General features: G+C 53.5%; 21 protein-coding genes. 13 read left to right on the forward strand and 8 right to left on the reverse strand.

Annotated elements, in window-relative coordinates:
* Positions 1-68: 68 nt before the first annotated feature.
* The 5 genes from SH528x_RS34110 to SH528x_RS34130 all read left to right on the forward strand — a co-directional run bounded on the left by SH528x_RS34110 (position 69) and on the right by SH528x_RS34130 (position 6,141).
* Positions 69-641, forward strand: coding sequence for an RNA polymerase sigma factor (locus SH528x_RS34110; protein WP_442507881.1), 573 nt, complete (start codon positions 69-71; stop codon positions 639-641).
* The gene (locus SH528x_RS34115) at positions 638-1,228 is read left to right on the forward strand and encodes a hypothetical protein (protein ID WP_442507882.1); all 591 of its coding nucleotides are present in this window, start codon (positions 638-640) and stop codon (positions 1,226-1,228) included. Before SH528x_RS34110 ends, SH528x_RS34115 begins: the two co-directional genes overlap by 4 nt.
* Positions 1,221-1,865 carry a hypothetical protein gene (locus SH528x_RS34120; protein WP_442507883.1) on the forward strand — a complete coding sequence of 215 codons (645 nt, stop codon included), beginning with the start codon at positions 1,221-1,223 and terminating at the stop codon, positions 1,863-1,865. Before SH528x_RS34115 ends, SH528x_RS34120 begins: the two co-directional genes overlap by 8 nt.
* 73 nt (positions 1,866-1,938) lie before the next feature.
* Positions 1,939-4,755, forward strand: a complete 2,817-nt coding sequence (locus SH528x_RS34125) for a DUF1549 and DUF1553 domain-containing protein (protein WP_442507884.1) — start codon at positions 1,939-1,941, stop codon at positions 4,753-4,755.
* Between the two features lie 81 nt (positions 4,756-4,836).
* Positions 4,837-6,141, forward strand: coding sequence for a DUF1501 domain-containing protein (locus SH528x_RS34130; RefSeq protein WP_442507885.1), 1,305 nt, complete (start codon positions 4,837-4,839; stop codon positions 6,139-6,141).
* Positions 6,142-6,386: 245 nt separating this feature from the next.
* Here the strand turns inward: SH528x_RS34130 and SH528x_RS34135 are convergent, their stop codons facing one another.
* From SH528x_RS34135 to SH528x_RS34150, 4 genes are all read right to left on the reverse strand, one after another.
* Positions 6,387-7,112, reverse strand: a complete 726-nt coding sequence (locus SH528x_RS34135; RefSeq protein WP_442507886.1) for a hypothetical protein — start codon at positions 7,110-7,112, stop codon at positions 6,387-6,389.
* A gap of 456 nt (positions 7,113-7,568) precedes the next feature.
* Positions 7,569-10,199, reverse strand: a complete 2,631-nt coding sequence (gene glnD / locus SH528x_RS34140) for a [protein-PII] uridylyltransferase (RefSeq protein WP_442507887.1) — start codon at positions 10,197-10,199, stop codon at positions 7,569-7,571.
* Positions 10,200-10,377: 178 nt separating this feature from the next.
* Complete coding sequence (locus SH528x_RS34145) at positions 10,378-10,716, reverse strand: P-II family nitrogen regulator (RefSeq protein ID WP_146592695.1); 339 nt, start codon at positions 10,714-10,716, stop codon at positions 10,378-10,380.
* Between the two features lie 252 nt (positions 10,717-10,968).
* Positions 10,969-11,520 carry a cob(I)yrinic acid a,c-diamide adenosyltransferase gene (locus SH528x_RS34150; protein ID WP_442507888.1) on the reverse strand — a complete coding sequence of 184 codons (552 nt, stop codon included), beginning with the start codon at positions 11,518-11,520 and terminating at the stop codon, positions 10,969-10,971.
* A 159-nt stretch (positions 11,521-11,679) separates the two neighbouring features.
* On the opposite strand from SH528x_RS34150, the gene SH528x_RS34155 reads away from it, so the two are divergent.
* Positions 11,680-12,126, forward strand: a complete 447-nt coding sequence (locus SH528x_RS34155; protein WP_442507889.1) for a bis(5'-nucleosyl)-tetraphosphatase — start codon at positions 11,680-11,682, stop codon at positions 12,124-12,126.
* Between the two features lie 24 nt (positions 12,127-12,150).
* Here the strand turns inward: SH528x_RS34155 and SH528x_RS34160 are convergent, their stop codons facing one another.
* On the reverse strand, positions 12,151-13,875 hold the full coding sequence (locus SH528x_RS34160) for a transglutaminase domain-containing protein (RefSeq protein ID WP_442507890.1): 1,725 nt from the start codon (positions 13,873-13,875) through the stop codon (positions 12,151-12,153).
* A gap of 435 nt (positions 13,876-14,310) precedes the next feature.
* Here SH528x_RS34160 and SH528x_RS34165 point away from each other — a divergent pair, with 435 nt between their 5' ends.
* On the forward strand, positions 14,311-15,027 hold the full coding sequence (locus SH528x_RS34165) for a hypothetical protein (RefSeq protein ID WP_442507891.1): 717 nt from the start codon (positions 14,311-14,313) through the stop codon (positions 15,025-15,027).
* A gap of 204 nt (positions 15,028-15,231) precedes the next feature.
* Positions 15,232-15,759 (forward strand): NADPH-dependent FMN reductase, encoded by a 528-nt coding sequence (locus SH528x_RS34170; RefSeq protein ID WP_442507892.1) that lies wholly within the window; start codon positions 15,232-15,234, stop codon positions 15,757-15,759.
* Here SH528x_RS34170 and nadD read toward each other — a convergent pair.
* Positions 15,756-16,394, reverse strand: a complete 639-nt coding sequence (gene nadD / locus SH528x_RS34175) for a nicotinate-nucleotide adenylyltransferase (protein ID WP_442507893.1) — start codon at positions 16,392-16,394, stop codon at positions 15,756-15,758. The two genes, SH528x_RS34170 and nadD, sit on opposite strands and share 4 nt — an antisense overlap.
* 197 nt (positions 16,395-16,591) lie before the next feature.
* Here nadD and priA point away from each other — a divergent pair, with 197 nt between their 5' ends.
* The 3 genes from priA to SH528x_RS34190 all read left to right on the forward strand — a co-directional run bounded on the left by priA (position 16,592) and on the right by SH528x_RS34190 (position 21,312).
* Entirely contained in the window at positions 16,592-19,228 is a 2,637-nt protein-coding gene (gene priA, locus SH528x_RS34180) for a replication restart helicase PriA (protein WP_442507894.1), read from the forward strand.
* 142 nt (positions 19,229-19,370) lie between these two features.
* Entirely contained in the window at positions 19,371-20,435 is a 1,065-nt protein-coding gene (locus tag SH528x_RS34185) for an NAD-dependent epimerase/dehydratase family protein (RefSeq protein ID WP_442507895.1), read from the forward strand.
* A gap of 85 nt (positions 20,436-20,520) precedes the next feature.
* On the forward strand, positions 20,521-21,312 hold the full coding sequence (locus SH528x_RS34190; RefSeq protein WP_442507896.1) for a glycosyltransferase family 2 protein: 792 nt from the start codon (positions 20,521-20,523) through the stop codon (positions 21,310-21,312).
* A 229-nt stretch (positions 21,313-21,541) separates the two neighbouring features.
* Here SH528x_RS34190 and pdxH read toward each other — a convergent pair whose 3' ends face one another.
* Entirely contained in the window at positions 21,542-22,186 is a 645-nt protein-coding gene (pdxH, locus tag SH528x_RS34195) for a pyridoxamine 5'-phosphate oxidase (RefSeq protein WP_442507897.1), read from the reverse strand.
* A 188-nt stretch (positions 22,187-22,374) separates the two neighbouring features.
* Here pdxH and SH528x_RS34200 point away from each other — a divergent pair, with 188 nt between their 5' ends.
* Both SH528x_RS34200 and SH528x_RS34205 read left to right on the forward strand, forming a co-directional pair.
* Positions 22,375-23,049, forward strand: a complete 675-nt coding sequence (locus tag SH528x_RS34200) for a YqgE/AlgH family protein (RefSeq protein WP_442507898.1) — start codon at positions 22,375-22,377, stop codon at positions 23,047-23,049.
* A gap of 162 nt (positions 23,050-23,211) precedes the next feature.
* Entirely contained in the window at positions 23,212-23,625 is a 414-nt protein-coding gene (locus tag SH528x_RS34205) for a cold shock domain-containing protein (protein ID WP_442507899.1), read from the forward strand.
* Positions 23,626-23,790: 165 nt separating this feature from the next.
* On the opposite strand, the gene SH528x_RS34210 is transcribed toward SH528x_RS34205, so the two are convergent.
* Positions 23,791-25,761, reverse strand: coding sequence for a hypothetical protein (locus SH528x_RS34210; protein ID WP_442507900.1), 1,971 nt, complete (start codon positions 25,759-25,761; stop codon positions 23,791-23,793).
* Positions 25,762-25,781 lie beyond the last annotated feature (20 nt).

Consider the following 25,781-nt stretch of genomic DNA (forward strand, 5'->3'; position numbering starts at 1 on the left):
AGAAATTTCCGTCGGATGCGAAATAATCGGCAGGACCTGCGCATCTTCTTAAGCGTAACGACGGCCCCATGAGCACGAAGACTCCTGAAAACCCTGAACACGAGGACTCCGACGAAGCGTGGCGAAGGGTTTTTCTGGAATCCGAACCGACGCTCCGTGCCTTCATGCGCCGCCGACTCGCCCAAGAAGCCGATGTCGAGGATTGCCTGCAGACCGTTTTTATCAAATCGGTCCAACAGGGAGACAAGGTTCCCTTGGTCGCTCGTCGAGCATGGTTGTTTCGGGTTGCAGCCAACGAATGTGCGCGACATTGGCGAGATCGATCCACGACAAACCGAGTCCTAGAAAAACAGGCGACTTACGAATCCTGGAACCACAACGATGACCACCTGCAGCGTTTAGTCACCGCCGAAACGGCCGAGCAAATCCAGCAATCCATCAAAAATTTGCCTGAGAATTGGCAATCCATCTTACAACTTCGAATCAACGAAAACCTTACTTTCCAACAAATAGCCGACCAGCTTCAAATCCCGCTCGGAACCGCGTTGACGCAAATGAGACGGGCACTCCAGCGACTTCGCGAAGATGTCCAACAGCGTGAAAGCGAAGCGAGTGAAATGGAACGAGGCAAAGAACAATGAACGAACTTTCAAGCGAATCATGGCGAGAGCAGTGTCTGCTGTTCTTGCTCGGTGAAATACCGACCGACCAATTGGCCGAGTTCGAGGCACGCCTTGGCGAAGCGGAGTGGTTTGGCGACGAATTGGCCAAAACGGCGGAGACACTTCACGTGGTCGCCGAAACCACCGCGAACTGCCCAGCTTCATCGCCGCAGTGCGTTGGTAAGCCCGATTTGAATTTGTCCCCCAGTTTTGATTCCCACACCGATTTGGATTCGCATTCCGGGTCTTCGCGATTTGTGCTGTTGACGATCTCGTTGGCCGCATCGGTGCTGCTCGCCTTTGTCGTTGGAAAACAAACACAGGACCCAGCGGAAAACGTCGCCCCAACCTCAGCTTCCTTCACCGAAGCGACGCTTGTGGCCCAAGCCTGGGCTCAATCCGTGTCAGTGCTGCAATTAGAAGAAGAGAGTTTGTCCGAATTTGTGATGAACGACCTCGTTATGAATGGCTCCGAAGAATTCTTCACGGGCGAAACGGACTCGGACGACTCGACGTTTGCCTGGATCGTTGCCGCAATCGATGATGGGGACCAAATCGATGGTTAATTATTCACAGCGACGAAGGCTCACGCTTTCGCTCACGGCGATCGTGTTGACAAGCTTTGCCGTCTCGATTTTGACTCCCTCCTGGGCAGCAGATTCGGGTGCAAAACCCAAAACCGACCGATCAATTACGACGACGGAAATCGACCGCAATCTTGAATCGATTGCGATCGCCCTGGTCAATAGCCAGCTACCCGAGTTGGAACCGTTACTGGATCGGCTGAAAACCAACGAACCGGCTCAATACAACAACGCGATACGTGATCTCGCGAGATCCGCCAAGCGGCTTGAAGCGGCGAAGAACCGCGATCAAGACATCTATGAAATCGAATCGAAACTACTGCAAGCTCAAATGCACGTCAAACTGCTTGCGGCAAAGCTGAAAGTGCGAGATCGGCAAATTGACCGTGAAGCACTTCGCGACGCGGTGACGACGCTAATCGAAGCGGAAATGAAACGTGCCGAGGCAGAGATTCGCTACACGAAACAAAGAATCGAACGAACTCAACGTCAATTGGCTATCGCCGAAGAACGACTCGAAGCGAAACAACAAAACTTCGAAAACAATCTCGACAAAACCTACCAGCAACTATTGCGTAGTGCGGGTCGCAGCAAAGAGAAAAAGAAAGACGCAAAATAACGCCGCGGCTTACCCCCGTGATCCGTTTCCCCGATCCCCTTCATTCCCCACCTTTGGTCCTTTGGTGTTTTCAATGATTCGAACCACCGCGAAACCTCTGTCACTCATCACTTGCATCGCTTTGGCGTGCTTCGTTGGCCTAAAACCGTCGACGACTCATGCAGAACCTGGGGTGTCCGCCAAATCAAACAAAGCCGCTGCCGCTAAACCGATCGCCCCTTTAAGCGAACGATTTGCAAACGCAGATGCTGCGGAAGTTCCCGATTTCCAAAAACACGTCACTCCGCTGCTGGGCCGGCTCGGATGCAACGGCCGTGCCTGTCATGGTTCGTTCCAAGGCCGCGGTGGTTTCCAGTTGTCGTTGTTTGGCTATGACTTCAAAGCCGATTACGACGCGTTGATGACCGAGAATGCCGGACGGGTGGATACCAGCGATGTGGACGAGAGTTTGATTCTGGCGAAACCCGTCGATGCCGACATGCACGAGGGTGGAAAACGATTCGACGCTGGAAGCTGGGAACACCACACGCTTCGTCGCTGGATCGAAGCCGGAGCCAAGTTTGATCCAAAACAGGTACAAACGCTGCAACGTTTGGAGGTGGTTCCGAACGAAATTCAATTTAGCAAAGCAGGGGAACAGGTTCAATTGAAGGCGTACGCGTATTGGCCCGACGGCAGCGTCGAGGACGTTACCGCACTTTGTCGTTTCAGCTCAAATGATGACGCCATTGCCGCAATTAACGAAGACGGACACATTGATTCGGGCGAACAAGGTGATACCCACGTGGTCGTCTATTACGACAACGCCGTAGTTCCGATTCCCGTGATTCGTCCGATCGGCTCCTCTGCGGCACGTGTTGCCTATTCGCCAGCCAAGCCGATTGACAAACTCGTTCAACAGAAACTGAACAAACTCGGTGTAGTGCCTGCGGGATCCTGTACCGATTCGGAATTCATTCGTCGCGTTTCGCTGGACATGACCGGCATGCTTCCTGCGGGTGAGACGGTGCGTGAATTCATTGCCGACACATCGCCGGACAAACGCGAAAAACTGATCGAAGAGCTGCTTGATTCACCTGCCTACGCGGCATGGTGGGCAACTCGCATGTCGGATTGGACCGGCAACAGCAACGAGCAGCTCAACAACGTCTTGCCGATCCGCAACGTCGCCTCGCGACTGTGGCACGAGTGGTTACGAGTTCGCTTGGAAGACAACGTGCCTTACGACCAAATTGTGGCGGGGATTGTCGAAGCGAATAGTCGCCAAGAGGGCGAAAGCTATCGCGAGTTCTGCGAACAAATGACGAAGGCATGCGAGAGCGGCAATGAAGAAACCTTTGCCAAACGCGACGGCATGCCGTTGTTCTGGGCACGACGAAACTTTCAAAAACCTGAAGAGCGAGCCATCGGATTTGCTTATGCATTCTTGGGCGTTCGCATTGAGTGTGCACAATGCCACAAGCATCCATTTGACCAATGGTCCAAAGACGATTTTGAACAGTTCTCGCAGATTTTCACTCCGATCCGGATTAACCAGAATCAGGTTTCCGCAGATGCCAAAGCAGTTCGCGACGAACTGTTAAAGGACATCACCGATGGCAAGAAACTCAGCAATGGCGAGCTTCGCAAAGCAGTTTACACCGCGGCACAGAAGGGCAAGGTCGTTCCATTTGGCGAGCTGCTTGTAAACACGCGAGGTGCCTCGGACAAAGCAAAACGAGCACGAGCCCTCGCAAAGAAGAAGGGACAAAAGGTTCCAGAACTGAAACTTCCCACCGGCACGATTCTTGGCCAGGGAGAACCGGTCACGCTTGACAAAGACCCTCGTCCAGCGTTGATGCAGTGGCTTCGCGATAAAGACAACCCGTACTTCGCCAAGGCGATCGTCAATCGCGTGTGGGCCAACTATTTCGGCACCGGAATCGTCGATCCTTCGGACGACATGAACCTGGCAAACCCACCGAGCAACGCACCTCTACTGGATTATTTGGCAAGCGAGTTTATTGCCAATAACTTTGACCTGAAATGGCTTCATCGCGAAATCACCAGTAGCGAAACCTATGCTCGGTCCGCTGAAACCAACGATACAAACATTCATGATCGCGTCAATTTTTCGCGTCACATTCCACGACGACTGCCTGCCGAAGTGGTTTACGACGCCGTCGTATTGGCGACTGGATCGGATGACAAGGCAAGCCAACTTCGCGGCGAAGTGAGCGAAATGGCGATCGCCGAAGGCATTGCCCAAAACCGCAATCAGAAAAACTTTGCTCTGGAAGTGTTTGGTCAATCGACTCGAGAATCCAATTGTGATTGCGATCGCAGTGATTCACCAAGTCTGCTGCAATCGATCTACCTACGTAACGATGCCGACATGCACAAACGGCTGTCCGACAAAAACGGCTGGGTCGCTCAGGCATGTGAAGCCCTCGGAGTGCCCGGCCCAAGTCAACGCGTTGATCCCAAGCAAGCGGCCGCTGTGCGTGCTGCGGACAATTACCGCAAAATGATCATCAGCCGTGTGACCAAGTTCAACTCGCTGCCCAAAGATCGACAAAAGAAAACGCGAGACCAAATCGAAAAAGAATACAAACGAATGGCGAACAAGTTCGAGCAATTCGACTTTGAAATGCCTTCTTTGGACTCGTTGATTGCCAACCCCAAATCGTGGCGAGAGCTCGAGCCTACCAAGGCCGCGAATAAAGCAGCATCGAACACCGTGTCGAAGCTTGTCGACGACGCCTACCTTCGCACGCTCAGCCGTTTCCCCGATGGGGAGGAACGCGAGATTGCCGAAACGTTTATTAGCGAGTCCGAAACGCCCGCCAATGGGATGGAGTCGCTGATGTGGGCATTGGTGAATACCAAAGAATTCATCATCACTCACTAAATCCCCTGCGTCTCCTACTGCGAATTTACTCGCTCCCTTCATTCCCGTTCTTTTACTTCCCCCGTTACAGAGTCGATAACTATGGAAATTCATTCAACGTGTGATGGCATGAAACGTCGTGACATGCTCAAAGTGGGTGCACTTTCACTTGGCGGCTTTACGCTGGCAAACTACATGCGGATGGCCAGTGCAGGGCAAGTGGAATCAGGTCGTGCCGACCGCGCGATCTTTATCGAACTGAACGGCGGTCCATCGCATATTGATACGTTCGACCCCAAGCCCAATGCCCCCGACACGGTTCGCGGAACGTTCAAGCCGATTGCAACGAATGTTCCAGGAATCCAGATTTCGGAGCACCTGCCAAAGTTAGCCAGTTGTGCTGACAAGTACGCCATTCTTCGCGGCGTCAGCCACACATTGGCGGCTCACCAACTCGGTCGCGAGTATGTGAATACCGGTAGCAAACCGATTCCGTCGCTTGATTACCCAAGCTACGGCGCAGTATTGAGCAAAGAGAATCCATCCGAGGGTGATATCCCTAGCCAAGTCGCGGTGCCTCGCAGCGGTCATGGTCCTGGTTTCCTGGGGATTCGCTACGCCGCGCTGGAAACCAACGCATCGCCACAATTCGGTCAACCCTATTCGGTGCGTGGCATTTCGCTTGCCGGAGGGATTGGAGTCGACGAAGTGAAACGTCGCCAGCAATTACTTAAAAAACTCGATCGTCGCTTTGCCAACCTGGAAAAGAACGACCAGCTGCTTGAAGGCTTGGACAAATTTGGCGAACAAGCTTATTCGATGATCACGTCGTCGCGAGCACGAGAAGCGTTTGACATCAGCAAAGAACCCGAGAGTTTCGCGAGACAGTTCGGCGAAGAATCATTCGGCCAAAGCTGTCTGCTCGCACTGCGATTGGTCGAATCGGGTGTACGGCTAGTGAACGTCCAACTCGGCGGCTGGGACACTCACCAAGACAACTTTACCAAGCTGAAGGAAAACAACTTGCCTAAGCTTGATGCGGGGCTGAGTGGGCTTCTCAATGGCCTAGAGCAGCGTGGATTGCTCGACCGAACCGCTGTCTTTGTAACAGGCGAGTTTGGCCGCACTCCGAAAATCAACCAGCGAAGTGCCGAAGGCGGACGCGATCACTACCCTCGATGCATGTTTATGCTGATGGCGGGTGGTGCAGTTCGCGGTGGTCAAGTTATTGGCGAAAGCGATGACACGGCCGCAGGACCACGTCATGAAGCGATTACGCCCGATGATGTGGCCGCCAGCTTCTATCACAACTTGGGAATCGACCCCGCGCTCGAATACGACTCCAGCACGGGCCGTCCAATTACGCTGGTTCGCAATGGAACCATCATTGAGAAACTGTTCTCATAGCGCATAAGAGAAGGGCCATGGTGAAGCCCTCCCTGCCTCACCATGGCCCATCAAAAATGGAACGATGACACCGATCGTTCCACCCTCCCAATCCATGGTGCTATTACTATCGGCTGCAGGGAAGGCAGAACTAAACCAGATTCATGCGACGGTGAGATTTTTTTTTGCGAATCGGCAAAAAGACGCCAACACCGCCAACACGCTTGGCGGGTTTCGCTATCGTCGAGTCAAAATGGGACGCGCCGTTAGCGGTGTGCCCCGTCACAACCCGCATCACAATGATGGCGTGTAGCCAGATTCCGCTTTCCTAGCACACAACTTTCACATTGACCACGATTGTTGCACTCGCATCGGTTGTGGATATGTTTGTGATGCTTGTCACAGTGCTGCTGAAGTTCGAGCGCGTAACCGTCCCAAAGGTGAGCGCTGCACGGGTCGCCACGAAAATATTGACGCAGTGTCGAGCTTGGCAAAATAGGCACTTCGTGCGGCTTGCAGATATAAGCGGGCTCACAAGTTGCCTGACGCGCACAACCTCCACTGCAGCTACGGTGACCACACGAGCATCCTGCGTCTGCTTCGATCATGCCGTATGACATCGGCGATTGTTCGGCTGCGATGATGGGTGCGGGCATATTCATGTCACCGGGCGGTAACATGTCGACAGGTGCTGGAACTGCGGATCGCGGAACAGGCGCCGGAGCCGGCACAAGATCGTCCGCAGGCTCGGGGTTGGAAAGTGGAATTGGCGAAGTACGATCGCTCAAACTCTCTATCGCATCTTGATCCACATCTGAAATCAGCTGAGTTGCTTGATCTGCTGTTGGATTGTCGCCTACCAGCGGAGCATCCGCAAACGATAAACTATCGAGCAAAACGTCAAGATCGCTTTCGGCGTGCACGTTGGCAACTAAGGTTGCGGAACAGACCATCGCAATTGCTGCGAATGAAGCGGGAGTTCGCTTACGCATAGAATGAACTTCCATGTTGAAAGGGAAAGTGAAACCGCGACAAAGACAATCTCTCTCGCGAATAACCGCACTCCGATTCACACACCTTTGCAGCGAGTCGATCCGAGTTGCGAGGCACCCATATGCATCCTGGGCACTTTGGTACCGATCAAGCATGCCCGCGCGTCAAGAGGGTGGCAACTAAATTATATTTTTTGGGCGGAGAAAAGACTTCACCCTCGTGCTCCTTTCGTTGCTTTCGCAAAGGTTTCCCTGAGCCGAGTAATCCGCATTAACGCGACAAATTACGAAGCTCCGAGCAAGCCACTCTGCGATTTCGTAACCGGTTTCAGAGCGACTGTTTTTTGACTGTCGTAGCGACGCACCCCAGAACGTGATTTTCCGCCATCGGGCAATGGCAGCCACATCAAAATCAGGCAGCGATTTTCCGCACGCTTCTTAAATAACATGCGTTGGTCAGCGGGTCGCCGCGAGCATAGCGTTCTCGATGCGCGTCATATGTTCGGAATCGACAATCTTACCGCCCATGCGATCCGAAACGTAAAAGACGTCGGCGACTTGATCAAGATGCGTGTCGATCTTGGCGAAGTGCAATACGACATCCGTTTCTGCCAGTGCGGCCGCGACACGATACAACAACCCCACTTCGTCGTAGGCGAACAAAGAAACAATGGTGAATCGATCCACCGTGTCGTTGTCAAACGTGACCTTAGTGGGCAACACGTTGACTTGGTCTCCCTCTCGATTTTGGGTCGACCATTTCCGTGGATGAGCCGGCAACGGTTGGTCGGGCGAATCCAGCAACTTGCAAACACGCGATTGTATTTCTTGAATGCGATGGCTCGGAGGACATTCAGGAAACAACGGATCACTGACCCAAAAATCATCCCACGCCAAATCGTCGCCAACGGTTTCCACCTGGGCACGCAAAATCGAGAGTCCGGCAGTCGTGAATGCTCCGGTGGCACGAGCGAACGTGCCGATCGATTGCTGTGGTTCGCGACGCACTACGGTGTAACGCATCGCCGAAAAAACGGGATCGAAACAAGCCAGGCAAATCGATTCATTGTTTGATTTGAGCTTGTCGGCGACATCACGCAACTGCTCGGCAAGTTGCTCCGGTTCGCTTCGCGTCACTAGCGAAAGAGGCATTGTTTGCAACAATTCCGAACAACTCTCAGGAGCACTGCTCTCCATAAGCCGTTTCTGCACATCGGCCCGAATCAGATCAATTTCAGGGTCATCTTCGCTACCAGGTAGATTCCCCGTATCAAAATAGCGTCGCGTACGGACGTACAGCTCTTCAATTAAGTTCAACTTCCAATCGGTCAAAACATCGGGACCCACAGCCTGCAAGTCGGCCACCGCATGCACGATCAGCAATTCAAGTCGTCGAATGGAGCCGACTTCGGCAGCGAACGAAAGCACAATTTGAGGATCACTGAGGTCATGCCGAAATGCGATGACGTTGACAAGTAGATGCTTTAGGACCAGCCAATGAAGCGTCTCTGTCGAAGCATGGTCCAACCCTAATCGTTCCGCCGTTTCCAACGCGATACGCGCACCAACGATACAATGATCTTCCTCGTATCCTTTGCCGACATCGTGAATCAACAAGGCCAGGTGCAACAATCCTTTGTCTTTTAATCGTCGATAGCGTCGCCCCATCGCTGTCGGTTGATCTTGCAAATCGGTTGCCGCTTCGACCGAACGAATGCAATGCACATCAACGGTAAATTTGTGATACGCATTGAATTGCAGCAATCCACGCGTCCGTTCAAATGCGGGGATAAACTGTTCAATAATTTTCAACTCATGCAAACGTCGGAGCAATTCCGCCAATCGCCCCGGTCGGCTCAGCAGCGACAAAAATGCGCCAATTGAATTGGGATCGGGAACCGACGCCGGACGTTCTTGCATCGCCAAGCGAATCGCTTGCCATGTTTGATGGGTGATACGACGCCGATGTTGGTTCGCCAAAAACATCAAACGCAACACATCGGGAAGGCTGGATGCAAACGCATCAAGCTGGGCATCGGGAACCCAGATATGAGTAGGTCCGAGGCGAATATTTTCGGAGATCGTACGCGAGAAAACCTTCTCTAAAATGTGATACACCAGCGGTCTGGCCCGTGAATCATCCGCAAAAAAGCCCGACGCATAGCGAACCGCGCGTGTGTTTTCAAAGTAGTCCTGCATGAACTGCTCGACCGGCAACTTTCCCTCTTCACCGGGATAGTTCCATGCTTTGGCAATTTCCATTTGCATCGGACGATCCAAAACGTCCTGGCTCTTCTTTTCGCGGAAATGCAACTCGTTGCGAACTCGCTGCATGAACTCAGACGCTTTACGCAGCACGCGGTAGTCTTCTTCGGGCAATCCGCCTAGCTTGACCAACTTTTCGAGATCGGTTTCGCCGTAACGCGCAAATCCAATCCAGCGAATTAGTTGAATATCACGCAATCCGCCACGCGAGCGTTTGACGTTAGGACGCAGTAGATAATTCGTCTCGCCCCATTTACGCCGCTCTTCACGACGGGCCGCCACACAATCTTGAATCAGTCGCTTGTGACGCCGCATTGCGCCCTGTCGCAATGTATTGAAGTACTTGCTGTAGACATGCAGACTGCCTGACAGCAACCGCGACTCTGTCAAGGAAGTGAAAACCACAGGATCTTGCCACGCCAACATGCACGCTTCGTTGATCAACCGAATCGAGAAGCCCACGACGATTCCGGCATCCACCAAATCGCGAGTCAAATTGGCGGCAACACGATTCGCGAGATGTTCGGAGTTCCGTGTCGTCAACAACATCAGGTCCGCATCTGAATAGGGGGCGAGATCACGCCGCCCAAATCCCCCGTGTGCAACCAACGCCAATCCGCTGGCGGCTTGATCATCTTCGCACTGCTCGAGCGCATCGCTCCACACGTCGAGGACGATGTCGTCATAGAGGTCGGCGAGTCTGGCGGAGACAAGGATTCCTTGCGAACCCGACTCGTGCTGTAGTTGAGCTTTCGCCCGACCCTCACGAAGACGCTGGCGGCAACGAATAACAACAGGGCGTAATGAAGTGCTTGCAGCCATGGGCCTTGCAGGAAAAGAAGCGACCTATCATCGACGCCCGGCCGCGAGGAATTTTGATGTTTGTAGCGGCCGCAATGAGTGACGTGGCAGCTCTTCGAGACTCTTAGTCGATCACCTTCCGCCTCGGTGTCGATCATCAAGCCTGATCAGTGTCCCTCGATGACGGGGGCACGAAACACTAAAGTGCGTCTTCGCCACGTTCGCCAGTACGGATTCGAATCGATTCTTCGAGATTGGTAACGAAGATTTTTCCATCACCAATTTGTCCCGTTTGAGCGGTCTGCAAAATAGTGTCGACAACCATTTGTAGATTCTCGTCGGTGCAGATCACTTCAATCTTCACTTTGGGGACGAAATCGATTGCATATTCAGTACCTCGATAAATCTCGGTATGCCCTTTTTGCCGTCCAAAGCCACGCACTTCGCTAACGGTCATGCCGTGGACGCCATGGTCGGTTAAGGCATTTTTGACGTCCTCTAACTTAAAGTGACGGACGATTGCTTCGACTTTCTTCACAACGATACCTCGCTAATACTTGAATCCCAAACCAACTACGGTTCTCCGACCGTGATGGTCACATTGTACACTGGCGAGCACACCCCACCAGCGGTCTGAAGTCATGGCGACGGGCTCCACGATAATAAACGAGTCAGCCTTAAAATCACTGTAGAAGCGACCTGAACGCCCCTTTTGCGGGTGACCCGCGATTATATTACTCATTATCCGACGGCAGTCGGATCGGGCCGCTATTTTACTCGGGCCGCTATTCTACTCGGGCCGCTGCCAAGGGTCGTCATCCACGTTGGCGTCGAAATTGGCCACACGCGAGAGCACAAACAAATAATCGCTCAGTCGATTCAGATACACGATCAATTCTTCGGACACACTGGCCTCGTGCCGCCGGACCAGCGTCACCACGCGACGCTCGGCACGACGACAAATGGATCGTGCCAAATGCAGATGGGTTGCCGCAGCCACACCTGCAGGCAGGATGAAATTTTTTAGCGGAGCCAACTTCGATTCATGTTGATCAATCCACCCCTCGAGCTGTTTGACATGCACGTCATCAATAATCCGCATCTTGTGCTCGTCGGGGTTGGGTGTCGCCAACTCGGCCCCAATCGCAAACAATGCATGCTGGATCGTGCAAAGCTGTGAATCCATCGCTTGCGAAACACCTGCCGAGCGAACCAGGCCGATACTCGCATTGAGCTCATCCACTGTCCCATAAGCTTCGATACGATCATCGTCTTTTGCGACGCGTGGCCCACCAAACAGACCGGTGCTGCCGGCATCACCCGTACGTGTGTAAATTTTCATGTCGATGCAATTCCGTCTGTTTTAACAAGAAACTCTGGATACCCGACTTGATCCAGATAGCCCGAAACCAAGCTTAAGGTACGTTAGCAAAAAACCGCGTTACGAAATGCGGCTCTCACTGTTGTAACCTTCTCTGGACTACAAAGAAACGATAACCCCATGAAAGTGTCATCCAACCGCGGCGTTAGCGCTGCAGGCATTCTACTAATGCAGAAAGGTCCCCATCCCCAGTTTCTGTTGATGCGACATCCCAAGCGGTGGGATCTTCCCAAGGGGCACTGCGAAGCGGATGAATCGTTTCAGGAGACTGCGATTCGTGAAACGCAAGAGGAAACCGGCATCGACCCGAGCGCTATCGAAATCGACCCTGACTTTCGATTCGAGATACGCTACCCCGTGACGTACAAGAAAACCGGTTCGCAAGTTTTCGAGAAAACGGTTCAGTACTTTCTCGGTTACTTGGCTGAAAAACCGAACCTGGTGTTAACCGAACATGATTCGGCGGAATGGTTTGACTGGAAGCCGCCTCACGCGATCCAAGCTCAAACCATTGATCCGTTGCTAGCGGCGGTCGCAAAGCACCTTGAGATTGCCAAGGGTGAGTGAGCCGGACAAGAAGTGCTTTGCGGATTAATATCGCGTCGCCGACGCAACGATGTCGATTTCGTACGTCCCCAGAAAATCCAGCACCGGCTTCATCGCTTCGCCAATATCGCTGTCACTTAGACTGTTTGTAGACACCGTCAATCGATCGGCCGCAGCTATTCCGCCGGTTGTTGCATCCAGTGGCAACCAGCCTCCATCCACGTGAGCCAGCGTCCAGGCGTGATAGACCATGCGTGGTGACGGTGATTCTTGATAACGAAAACCGAATGCCACTCGCGATGCAACTCCTTTCGCGCGGAGCAACGCTGCCAACAAAACCGCATAGGCCGTCGAATCACCTTGCGCATTTCTCGCGACTTCCGAGGCGCGTTGAAAGGTGTCGGAGGTGGGATTGAGCTGCGTTAACCGGTTCGCCGATCGAGCGAGTTCAATCGCAAGCTCGCGTTCTCCAAGTTTCCCTGCACCCCCGGCTGCTTGGGCAATTCGCCGCACCATCGTTTCTCCTGAATCGACAATCGCATTGGGTTTTCGATCCGCGTCGGTCACGGGAAAACTTCCTTGCTTGAATCCGTTTTTAGGACCTTCACCCAAGGTCGAAACCAGCACCAGCAACGAGGTTTCGTTCAATTCCCGAACAAACTGAGTCGGTTGCGGCTGGATGATCGGCTGATCCGCGGCCAAGGAAGAGGAGCTTTTGACCAGTTTGAAGCCTACTCGCTTCGCTTCGTCGGGACGATCGAATTTGCTGTTGATCAAGGTGGACGCCACCGAAATCGCAACCTCTTGGGACTCGATGTCTTTGGTTGCAACCGACTCGTCGGTTCGGTAGACGACCAAATTGGATGATGGATAGACAGCGCGGCGAATTGCTCCGTCGGGCTCCGTCCAAATCACGTAATAGCTCTTACGATCTTCGCCGAGATCCGTTTCGACATCAATTTCGAGCAATTCGCGTTGCTGGCCGTCAATCATGGGCACCGGTGCTTTGGCGACGCAGTGCAATCGGACCGTCGTGACAAGGGGCTGAATCGGCGAGATGGTTTGGAACCTTCGCTGCTCGCCGATCTGAAGCGGCGATCGACGAATCGACTCTTCCACCGCCAACAATCCACGATGCTCGTCACTCCAAGGCAATCTTTGCGTGGTGGTCGCAACCCCTCGCGTCTTCACAACGGCAAGCCCGGTGTCGTCCACGGTCCCTTCGGACGTCGTAATGATCGGCCCCACACTTAGGCTGCTTTTGTAGTACGTCATTTGACCATCGATCGTCTCGCTGGACCGATGCGAATGACGCTGGACAAATGCCGACTTCGGCCCGCGAGGGATCAACAAACAATCTTTGATGCTCAGCTCGACTCGCTGTTTCTCGACCGGTTCTCGGGCGAGTTCTTTGTTTGCCTTGACGGAAATGTGGCTGTAACCCACGTGCTGCTCACCCACGAAATAGGCATCCCACGCTTCAAAATCGCCACGAAATTCGCGTTTTTCCTGTTTTGCATCTTCGCTGGCGACCTTTTCACCCTTCGTCCCGTCAGCGGCCTGGCTCGCGTTTTCGGGGGATCGATAGGTATCGCTCGGCGGCGCCAACGACACTCGCTCGGGAATGTCACAACCACTCACCACGACCAACGCCATCAACCCACCCAATACCAGTGCTCTCCTCGGCGCTGCGAAACAGTGGGAAACCAATCGCGAAACCGTCCAGGCGAAGCGTGAGCCGACAGGGAGAAATTCAATCAGTCGAAGCATGAGCTGGTCTATTTTCGAATCAGACAAGTGAAAAAAGGCACAAAAAAAGAGAAGGAAAATGCACGACCAAGTGAGCAAGGCGATAGAGCCACCCTGCTCACATAACTCGCTTCATTATATCCGGGCGATTCCCAACGTCGTGACTGCAATTCGCCGAGAGCCCAAATTCGCGTGTTTGCACCGCCGAAACAAGGCAGCCCCACCCTCACGGGGACTGCATGATCCGGCCATCAAGGTGCCGGTTGTAACAAATAGTTGGATATTGATGAATATGTGCTCACAAATGCCGTCGTCTTTTCCGCTTAGGTCGTCTTTGCATGATCAGGCTAAGAACGTGACCTAGCGTTGGGTGTACTGATCTTCACAACGAAGTCCGTGCACCCAGCGTTATTTCACACATATACTTTCTAGCAGCGAACGGGATCGGAAACCGAAATGGGTTTTCTAAAGCGTATACTTCGAAATGGCACGAGCGACGAAGCGGTTCGAGTAGCTTCGAACGGAAGCTTTGAAACGCTTACCGACGACGAACTTCAAACTCACATGGGAATTCGTTCCTACGGTGTGTTCGAACTCACCGACGCGGTTCGCCCATCGTATGACCTTCAAGTCGTGCCACAACAGGGCTTTCGATACGATCAGTATGTCGATGAGAAAACGGGTCTTAGCACGCCCGTGATTCTGGCTTCCGCGACTCGCCACTGTATCATGGACCTGTTTATCGAACTGGTCGACCAACTCGGACCGGTTGTCGATGTGGTGCTCGAAACCAGCCACCAAGGCAACCCTCACCCCGAGGACCTGTACCGTGAACATATCGACGCACCGGTGCTGAAGAGCATGTTGTGCGAATTCGAAGACTTACTACTTAACGACGGTTGCACGGGCATTGCCGTGATCAACCCCAGCAAGCGGCAAGAAGTTCAACTCGACGAACACAAACTGCTCATTGCCTACGGTGACCCACTCGATAGTTTTGCTCAGACGCTGATCCAAGGCGATGTCTATCCGGATGATCGGATGCAGTTCATCACCGAAGCCGAACATGTCCACAGCAGCAGCGAACGCTTCACGAGCGAATTCGAGAAATTGAAGCATCGTCTCGGTATGGACGGCGAAATTTTTTCAGACGATTACGAAGAATATGCCTAACCCGCTGCTCGGGACCTTACTGGCTGGTACGTAATCACGGCGATTTGCTGCATTTCCCTGCGGATCACGTCGTGATTTGCCAGCAAGCATTTCACGACAGAAACCGACAACCACCGCGTTTGCGACTCGACAAAACGCCGCGGGTCTGAGAATATTCGTGGCCTCAGACCTCCACTAACGTGTCGCCAACGCCATCGCAATCTCATGTTTCTTGTCATCAGCTCTAGCCTGCATCCCACTAGCCGAAGCCGTATCCTTGCTCGTGCATGTACGGAACAACTTCAGCTGATTGGACGCGAGGCCACCCTCTTCGACTTAGTGATCCAAAGGCTCCCTGCGTGCGACGGTGCATCAGCCTATGCAGATGCAAACGTCAAAGAGTTGTCAGAGCTGATCCAGCATGCCGAAGCCATTTTCGTTGCCTCGCCCGTGTACAACTATGACGTCAACGCGGCGATAAAGAATGCAGTGGAACTGACCGGGCGAGCATGGACGGGCAAAGTCGTCAGTTTGATGTTGGCCGCCGGTGGTCAGGGCAGCTACATGTCAGCAATGGGATTGGCCAACAGCTTGATGCTCGATTTTCGCTGCATCATCGTGCCGCGATTTATTTATGCGACAGGCGACGCCTTCGAAGGCGACGGATTGGCCGACGATGAAATCCAGCAGCGCGTGACCATGCTGGTCAGCGAAACAACGAAGCTTGCCGACGCCCTTAACCGTGCAAACTAACCCTTCGAAGTCTCGTTATTTTTCCCATCATCGCAATACAATCCGCGTTCATGAATTAACGCTTCGACGCGAAGCGGAGTTCGGTAACGAATACTTCGGCCCGTGCGGACGCGCTCGCGAAGCTCGCTGCTAGAAACGTCGATGATCGGCATTGGGATCACGTGTGATGCAATGGCATCGATCCGCTCGCGATCCACCAAGCCCTGCAGCACCGAAAAATCAATCGCATCTTCGCCTCCGCGCTGGACCACTGCGGGCGTAATCAATTCGAGAAGCCGGTTCGGCTGATGCCACAGCGGAATGCTCGCCAAAGAGTCGCTACCGATGATCATAAAAAACTGAGCATCAGGCATTTCCCCGATCAATTCCGCCACTGTGTCCACGGTGTAACTGACCCCACCTCGCTTAATCTCTCGCTCGTCCAATTCGTAGTACGAATTTTCGGCTAGAGCAAGCTTCAACATCTGGACTCGGTCTTGATCCGACGCCACCGCACCGCCGCGTTTTAGGGGCGACGTCGCAGTGGGGATCCAACGCACTTGGTCGAGCGTCAGCGTTTCTCGCGCCGCTTCGGCGATCCACAAATGCCCCACATGAATGGGGTCAAACGATCCGCCGAACAATCCAATTCTCATCAATCGCGATTCTTTATTAGTTGCCAAAAGTAACCCTTTTCCTCCGCACTGCCAAATTGCGGAGGCAGCATTGACCAGACTTGTCCGGCAATCGTCGAAAATAAAGGAACCAAGTGGTTCGTGTTTGTTGCGGTTCACGCTGGTTGTGGCGGAACTTGGCGATCACTCCCTTATCTTCATTTCATCCAACATACACTATGCTAACTTCACTACCATCCGATCCCGTTCCGCCAATCGTCGGCCCCCCGACCATGTCCAATTCCGATTCTCGTCCTCCTTCGCGTCACGATGCTGACGCCAATCGGAATGCGATCGACAATCGCAGCGGCGCCGGCGAGCCATCTGCCCCGATACAGCAAGAACCCCCGGTACAGCAAGACCCAATTTCCGCCCCGCTATCCGATTCGGCGAATGAGGCGAAGACACGCGAGGAAACCAAGTCCGAAGCGTTTGATCTATCCGCCGACTTGGCAATCGACTCTTCGATATTTGGCGACGATTCGGAAAAGAATGCAGCCAAAAAAGACACGGGCCCGAAGGTTCAGCAGGCCGAACTGTTCGAGACGGAACCACCGCCTTGGGAATTGACCGTCGAGGACGACATTGCGGTGGGGCGTATTGTCTTTAGCGAAGCCCCCTACGGCCCCTATGATTACCAAATCCCGGAGACGGAACGCGAACACTTGAAGCCCGGAATGCGAGTGCGTGTCCCACTCGGTAAGCGTCGTCATCCGATGATGGGGTGGTGCATCGAAACGCGGATTGGTTTTCAGGGACGACGTGGGTCGCTGCGAGAAATCGTGGAGGTGCTCGACGATGAACCCTTGTGTGACGCGGCACTCGTGCGTTTGGTCTTATGGATCAGCCACTACTACCAAGCGCCCACGGGGCAAGTCTTTGACACGCTGATCCCATCGAGCGTGCGTTCGAATGCGGGAACTCGCGAGCGAGCCTACTTGTCCCCCAACCCGGATCGCAGCGACGAGAAATCAATCGAGTTGCTGCCCAAAAAACAGCAGGCCGCCTTTCGGTTCCTGATCGCTGCCGGTCGACCAATGACGGCATCCGAATTGATGGTGCATGCCAAGTGCACACGTGGCCCCGTTAGCGGATTGCAAACCAAAGGATATATCGACGTTTCGATGCAGCGTGAAATGACTGCAACAACGCCGATGCGCTGGCAGAAGAGCGATGGTGAAAGCCAGCAGACGCATATCCCCAGTGAAGAGCAAACATCCGCTCTGGAACGAATTAGCGCCGCGATTGAATCAGGCACGGGAAAAACGCTTCTTTTGCACGGCGTGACAGGCAGTGGTAAGACCGAAGTTTATATCAAGGCCATTGAGCAAATCGTGCGTGCCGGTCGTGGCGCGATCGTGATGGTTCCCGAGATCAGCCTAACGCCGCAGACGCGAGGTCGATTCGAACGTCGATTCGAATCGGTCGCGGTGCTGCACAGCCAAATGACTCCGTCCGAACGGCATTTCCAATGGCAGCGGATTCGCCGCGGTGAAGTGCAAGTCGTGGTGGGCCCCCGCAGCGCCGTGTTTGCGCCGATGCCTCGACTCGGGCTGATCGTGATGGACGAAGAGCACGACGCCTCGTTTAAACAAAATGAACAACCACGCTATCACGCTCGCAAAGTGGCACACGCGCGAGCGATGTCGCTTGGTATTCCGCTAATCTTAGGCAGCGCGACGCCGTCAATGGAAACGTGGCACGCCACCTCAACCGGGCATGCGGAATTGATTCCGATGAACGAGCGAATCAACCAGCGCCCGATGCCGAGTGTGGAACTGGTTGACCTGCGAATTCGCGACGATCGAACTCGCGGTGCAATCAGTCGTCCTCTGCACCTTGCCGTTCAAGAAACGTTAAAAGAAAAAGGACAAGTCATCCTGCTGCTGAATCGGCGCGGCTTTGCCACCACGATTCAGTGCCCATCGTGTGGTCACGTTGTGGCGTGCCCTGATTGCGATATGCCGTTGACGCATCATCGTGACGGCGGAAAGGCGTGCTGCCACTATTGCGATTACACGATAGCCACGCCGCCCTGGTGTCCCGCGTGCCGGTTCGACGGCATTCGCTACGGCGGATTGGGAACACAGCGTTTAGAAGTCGAAGTCAAAGCACGTTTTCCGGATGCCTGCATTGCTCGCATGGATAGCGATACGATGAAACGCCCCGGCAGCCATCAACGTGTGCTGTCGGCATTCCGCAGTGGCGAGGTCAACATCCTGCTGGGAACCCAAATGATTGCCAAAGGACTCGATTTTCCGAATGTGTTGTTGGTTGGCGTGATCAATGCCGACAGCGCGTTGCACTTTCCTGATTTCCGTGCGGCCGAACGAACGTTTCAATTGGTCACCCAAGTGGCAGGTCGAACCGGCCGCGGTGATCGCGGCGGCCGAGTGATCGTGCAGACTTTCTCGCCCGAGCATCCGGCGATCCAAGCAGCATCACGACACGATTACCATCAATTCGCGACGGACGAGATGGTCAATCGCCGCAAATTTAATTATCCGCCGCTCGGCTCGGTCGCTCGCATTATCATCCGCGGCGTAGTCGAGGATGTCACCGAAGCGGTCGCCGATTCGCTGCTGGGACGACTCGAAGCTGCCAGGCAAGCTCTTGGATCCGAAGTCCGAATCCTGGGCCCTGCCCCGCCTCCGATTCCGAAATTACGCGGCAAGTATCGATTTCATTTACTGCTTCAATCCACCGACAGTGCCCAGCTAGGCGAAACAATTCGCCGCGCTACCGACTCGTTCACGATTCCAGAGAAGGACGACGTCCAATACGTCGTCGACATCGACCCCACCGACATGCTGTAGCTGAGTTTTCCGACATGCGGTTGTAAGGCTTGATCCCTTTTACGCTATCGCAGAGTTGTCATTGCGTCGCATTTTGAAACTGGGGTGGTTAAGATAGTCGTTTGATTCAACCACGAATTCACCTCTGTCCAATCGTATTCTGTTGAAAATTCTCATTACTGGTGCTTGTGGCTTTGTGGGACGTTGGATTGCTGAGACGCTGCTCAGCAACCAGCCTGATCTGCAAATCACCGGCATTGACAACCTTTGTCGCGCGGGAAGCGAGCAAAACCGCCACGATATCCAGTCCAGGGGTGTTCGATTTATCCATGGCGATTTGCGGTGCAGCAGCGACTTAGACGCCCTACCCGCCGTCGACTGGGTCATTGATTGTGCTGCGCTGCCGAGCGTTTTAGCGGGAACGCCGGGCAATGTCTCATCGCGACAGCTACTCGACCACAATCTCGTCGGTACGATTAACTTACTCGAGTACTGTCGAAAACATCGCAGTGGCTTGATCCTGCTAAGCACGAGTCGCACCTACTCGATACGGCCGCTTGCATCGCTGGCACTGATCGACGAGGGGGATGCATTTGCGATCGCCCCAGAATCCCGAGCGATTCCCGGAATCACCTCCGCAGGGATCTCTGAATCCTTTTGCACGACACCTCCCGTTTCGATTTACGGTGCAACCAAGTTGGCATCCGAGACCATCGCTTGGGAATATTCCGAGACATTCCAATTTCCATTACGGATCAATCGCTGTGGCATCCTTGCCGGCGCGGGGCAATTCGGTCGTGCCGATCAAGGCATATTTAGTTTTTGGATTCACTCTCACATTCATCGTCGCCCTCTCCGCTACATCGGGTTTGGCGGCACGGGGCGTCAAGTTCGCGATTGCCTGCACCCAAGGGACGTAGCCCACCTTATCGAGAAACAGATACAGGCAGGAACGGACAATAGCAAACCGGTGATTGCAAATGTCAGCGGAGGAATTGAATCAGCGAATTCGCTGCTGCAAGTGACTCAGTGGTGTAACGAACAATTTGGAGAGCATGCCGTGGCGTCCACGGACGAGGAACGCCCTTATGATTTGCCTTGGTTGGTTCTTGATTCTCAACTTGCTCGAGATGCTTGGCAATGGCAGCCATCGCGCACATCGGATCAAATCTTTACCGAGATCGCAGACCACGCTCGACAGAATCCCGATTGGCTCGAACGCACTTGAGCATTCCTGTAATTGATGACGAAGATGGCGATCGCAAAACAGGCCAACGCTACTTTCTTCGATTCCCAGCAACCTGCCGAGACTCATGAGCGACCTACCTGCATTGTCGATCGTCATTCCCGCATTTAACGAACAAGAGAACATCGGACCTTGTATCGACGAACTCCTGACGTTCCTCGTTACAGAGCACGGCATTGATACCGAATTGATTGTCGTTAACGATAACAGTCAAGACGAAACCGAACGCGAAGTCCAGCAACAGATGCAGAAGTGGCCCACCGTGCGTTTGTTGCGTCGGCAATCACCAGGAGGTTTTGGCCGCGCGATTCGCTCAGGCCTTGCGTCTGTTCGCGGCGACGTGGTCGTCATCTACATGGCCGATCGCTCGGACCATCCCGATGATGTGCTGCTCTACTACAACACCATCCAAGAGGGATATGACTGTGTTTTCGGCTCGCGTTTTGTCGCGGGAGCATCGGTACATCGTTACCCCAAAATCAAATTGGTGGTAAACCGGATCGTAAACAAGGCGATCCAGTGGATGTTCTGGACCGATATGAACGACCTAACCAACGCGTTCAAGGCATATCGAAAAACGGTCGTGGATCATTGCGGCCCCTACCGCGCGTGCCACTTTAACATCACCCTGGAAATGTCGTTGAGCGCGTTAATCAGTGGGTACAAGATCAAGCAAATACCGATCAAGTGGGAAGGGAGAACTTGGGGGTCGAGCAACTTGAGGATGCGAGTCATGGGACGTCGCTACTTGTGCACGCTGCTGATGTTATTCTTTCAGCGGGTATTAATGTCCGACGACATCAGAGCGGAAAGCAACCACCAAAGCCGACAAGCCATCGAAATCCAGGCATCCGAGTGAGACGACACTCCAACCATGCGATACCTCTCAATTCGTTGCAACCGTTGACGCGATAGTCCTTGATCGCTCCACCGATCAAATGCTTTTTCGTCAACTGCGAACTTGAAGACACGGGAACTTGAAGACACGGGATTGGCCGGTCGCAGAACGATGGATCGACGGAGCGATCCACGACAAAACTGCCAAGCTTATGAACGGCTACCATTCGTCGAGTTATGAATAATCCGGGCTAGGGCGACAATCTCGCGATATTCCACTCGCCCTGTTTTTCCTGATAGACGATTCGGTCATGCAGTCGACTGGGTCGTCCTTGCCAAAATTCAATCGTGGTCGGTTTCAAGGCATAACCACCCCAGTTTTCAGGGCAAGGAATTTCACGCCCCTCATACTCGGCGACCAATTCTTGCATTCGAGATTCTAGTTCACGCCGCGATGCTACTTCGCTCGATTGGCGACTGACCATTGCCCCAAGTTGGCTCTCTCGCGGACGGTTCTGAAAATACGCAATGGCGTCTTCGCGGGCTGCCCTGCGTACGCTTCCTTCGATGCGAATCTGCCGCTCCAAGTGAGGCCAAAAGAAACAAAGGGCGGCTTTGGGATTGGCCGCTAACTGTTTTCCCTTGATCGAGTCGTAATTGGTGAAAAAATAGAACTCACCCTCTTTGAGCTGTTTCAATAACACCACTCTTGAGGTCACCGCTCCGTGGGGGTCCGCAGTCGACAGTGTCATGGCGTTGACCTCAAACCACTCCGGCAACTGCGAATCAGTCGCCTGCTTAAACCAGAGATCGAACTGAACCATCGGGTCCGGATCGACGTCTTTTTTATCGAGTCCACTGAGCGTGTAAGTTCGTCGCATTTTCTCGATCGACATTCGATACTCCAAATCACATTTGTGGTGGTTTAACTAGAAAGAACAGCGTTTTCGCAATCAATTCGTCGTTAAATGACGGCTTTTGCTGCTGGAAAACGGCTTTGGCGCGCCGCTTGCCCTTCATTAGCCTACTGATTGAAAACTGCCAATATGACAGACTTCCCAAACAACCTTCGGGATAATTTACGATGGAATCACTAACTGGAAATCTTCTGGTTGCTTCCTCGCTAGCAACAGACCCCATTCTCACCAGAGGGGTTTGCTTGCTTGTACACGATGACCAGGACAGTGTCATTGGGGTCATGCTCAACCGCCCCATGCATCCAAACCCGCAAGCCTTGATGGCGATGCTTGGGGAACCCTTGGAGTCCCAGGACACAGATGTTGATAGTCCAGAACAGGAAATGCGAGAAGGGGAATCTAAAAACCGACTACCCGAAATCAGCAAAGGGCAATCGAGTTCAGAATTACCAAGCCCTCCGACGCCCTATTCACCGGTGGGCATGGTTCATTTCGGAGGCCCGCTGTCAGGCCCTGTCGTGGCAATCCATCAGTTGAGCGAATACGCCGAGGCGGAAACGGGAAACGGAATCTACGTGGCGGCGCAGAAACAGCACCTTGAAGGGCTAGTAAACAAACAACCAGGCCCCTACCGGTTGATTATCGGTCACCTTGGTTGGGAAACCGAACGGCTGAACGCCGAATTAGAGGCAGGGCTTTGGCACATCGTTCCTGCAACCGCCGACGTTGTCTTTGAAAATGCGGACGAAATGTGGCCACGCTTGATTCGCCGTGCAACCTCGCGATCGGTGGCACGATGGATCGGAATATCGGACATCCCCAAAAATCCGGAACTAAACTAAGTGTCGTGTCGAACCCTGTTTTGTGTCATGGACTTCCAACTGCGACGATAATCCGTAACATTGTCCACTTGGTTGCCTCCGTTGGCCTGAACCATTGAATCCTTTACGCACCAATTGGTGCCGTTACCCTTCATCACCACCGTACCGAGAGAATGCAATCGCATGGGGCGACACGACGACGACGATGAAATTAAACGTCCCTATCGGATTCAAAAACGACGACTCGGCACCATTCGTTTCGTCAGCCCCGATGGCGAATTCGGGTTCATCGAGGCGGAAGATTTTCGCGATGATGTGTTCTTTCATCGATCTGTCTTCGACGGCACGATCGAAGGTGCCCCCCCACGCGGTCCCTATGACCGCGAAGTACTTCCCTACGAGTATATGTGGGTCGAGTACGAGATAGACGACGAATATTTCGACAAAGAAAATCGGCTGCGGGCCAAGCTTGTCCGGCGCAGCAATCGCCCCGAAGGCAAGAAACTTTCAGGACGCGATGCTCCACACTTGATCGTGAAGCACCATCCAAATGCTCGCAAAAAACGCCCATCGTGGCGTGGTAAAGAAGAGTCCTGATTTTTAGCAGCGGTGTAGGTCTGCGGGGCAGTCGCTATTGGGAGGGTGAGGTAGTAAGGCCCGTCGGAACATTCCGTGATGGGACCACCGGTCGCCGAGTCATCAAGAGGTTCGTGAATTTCGGCACTGCTCGAAACTCTCGCGCGAGTTCCGCTACGTCAGCAATTATTCCGACGGAGCTTCTTCGATGACCTTGGTCGTATCGACGGCTTGAGCCTTATCTTCGTCTTTCTTTTCCTCAGGCAATCGCCCCCCGTTTTTCTGAGCGGTGATCATGTCCTCTTCGAGTGCCCGGATCTTTTCGGGATTAATTTGCTTGGACAATAATTCCTGAGTCTGAGTGAACATCTCATCGATCTTGCGTCGCTGATTCGGATTCTTCGCTCCGGGTTGATTCAGAAATGCTGTCAGCTTCTTGTCCATGTCGTCCGCGATTCGCTCATGCGTCGGCTGTTCACGTAGCGAGTGCAGCAACTCTCTGGCTTCGTCCATCTCACCCTTGCGAAGCCGCAGTCGGACTCGTGCGGCCAACAGTTCGCGAATGGCAACAAGGTCGATGATCGCATTTTGAACACCTCGAATATAGGCTTCGGCCTGTAACCGCATATCATCGCCGCTCAAGTCGGCAACCACATTGGCTTGTAACCCTGGCACGATCGGCAACCGCGCCAAGATTGCTCCGCCGTTTTTCACATACAACAAATGCAGGGGAGAATCGGCAGCTTCGACGTCCAAACGCCCGTTCCAATCGGTTCGCCCCACAAACGACATGTCACCGGTTTCGAGATTCTTGTCATAAATCTCGTAACCAATCAGCGGAAAATCGGGCTCTTTCTGAGCGTGCAACCGCAACATTGTTGAGTCACCAAATGGACGACTCCGCAGCGCCATCCGAAACGTTCGCTTATTGCTACGTCCTTGAAGCCCTCCAGCACGACCCGCGTGGAAATCCATATCCATCAACGAATCTTCTTTCTCAGTCACAAGCAGATATGCCCAATCAATCGGCCCAATTTGGATCGGGTTTCCATTGCGATCGTTTTTGCGAGTCATCGGTTCGAGTACATCACCGACATGAATCATCGCGGGCGACTTGTCATCAAGAATCAAACCACCGGCGCGAAGCAATCCCTTCGCATTCTTCTGTCCCGCATCTTCGATACGAACCACTGGGGCAAACGCTTCAATCATCACACGACCAATGGTTGCCGCCATTTCCGAGGATTGTACAAATTGCTGCGTTGCCATCGAGCCGAAATGACGCATCAGGGTATCCAACTCGACCACGCTGACCGTGTTCGGCGAGACGTTTTTCTCGACACGAACAACAAAGATTTTGTCATACGAATCTATCGCTTCGATTACCAACCCACTCAGCGGAATCGGGATAATCTTGGCCTCGGGATTATCAAGCAGCAACGCCATTCCGCGTGAAACCATGATGGCCTCCGTCGCCGGATCCTCCCACTTTTTGCTAACTGCGATCGCATCGCCGTCCACGACACGAAGCTTATCGCTGACACCATCGATCGACTCATTCCCGATCTCTGCGGCACGCCGCATGACCTCATCGATACGACCTTGTGTTGCGTAAACGTCCTTGATGATCTCTCCGACGTTAGCGGCAATTCTCAGCCGAACGGCATCCACGTGATCACGTTTTACTGCGATCACAGGATCCGATGCGGTAATGGATTCATAGCTCATCTCGCTAAGATTTCGGTTTGCCGCGTTCGTTACCGCAGGTGGAGCATCCGCAACATCCATTTGCCAAATTGCTGCGAAATCACGATCGAGAAACTGCTGTAGGGGACCACGAACCGTCGCCGCGTTCACGCGTGGCTCGTCCGAGACGACCCATACCAACACCTTGTATGGCGAATAATCCCACGGCTCGACTTCGGGCTCGTCCTCGATCTCTTCAGTTGACGCTGTTGTTGATTCGGACGTTGCAGGATTTGCAACCGCAGGATCCGTCGTTTTTACCGGACTTGCCGAAGACGCCACTTCCGCTGCGGTTAAGGCGACCGATGGTTGCGCAGCGGTGTCCAGCGAATCTTCGGAGCAACCGAGTTGCATCACCAGACACAGCGAGGCCGCAACGCAAAAAAACAGGTTCCTACCGAAGATTGTCATATCGAGAAATCCAAAAACAC

Origin of the sequence: Novipirellula methanifontis (assembly GCF_052161655.1) — a bacterium.
In the GTDB taxonomy this organism is placed as follows: Bacteria; Planctomycetota; Planctomycetia; order Pirellulales; family Pirellulaceae; genus Novipirellula.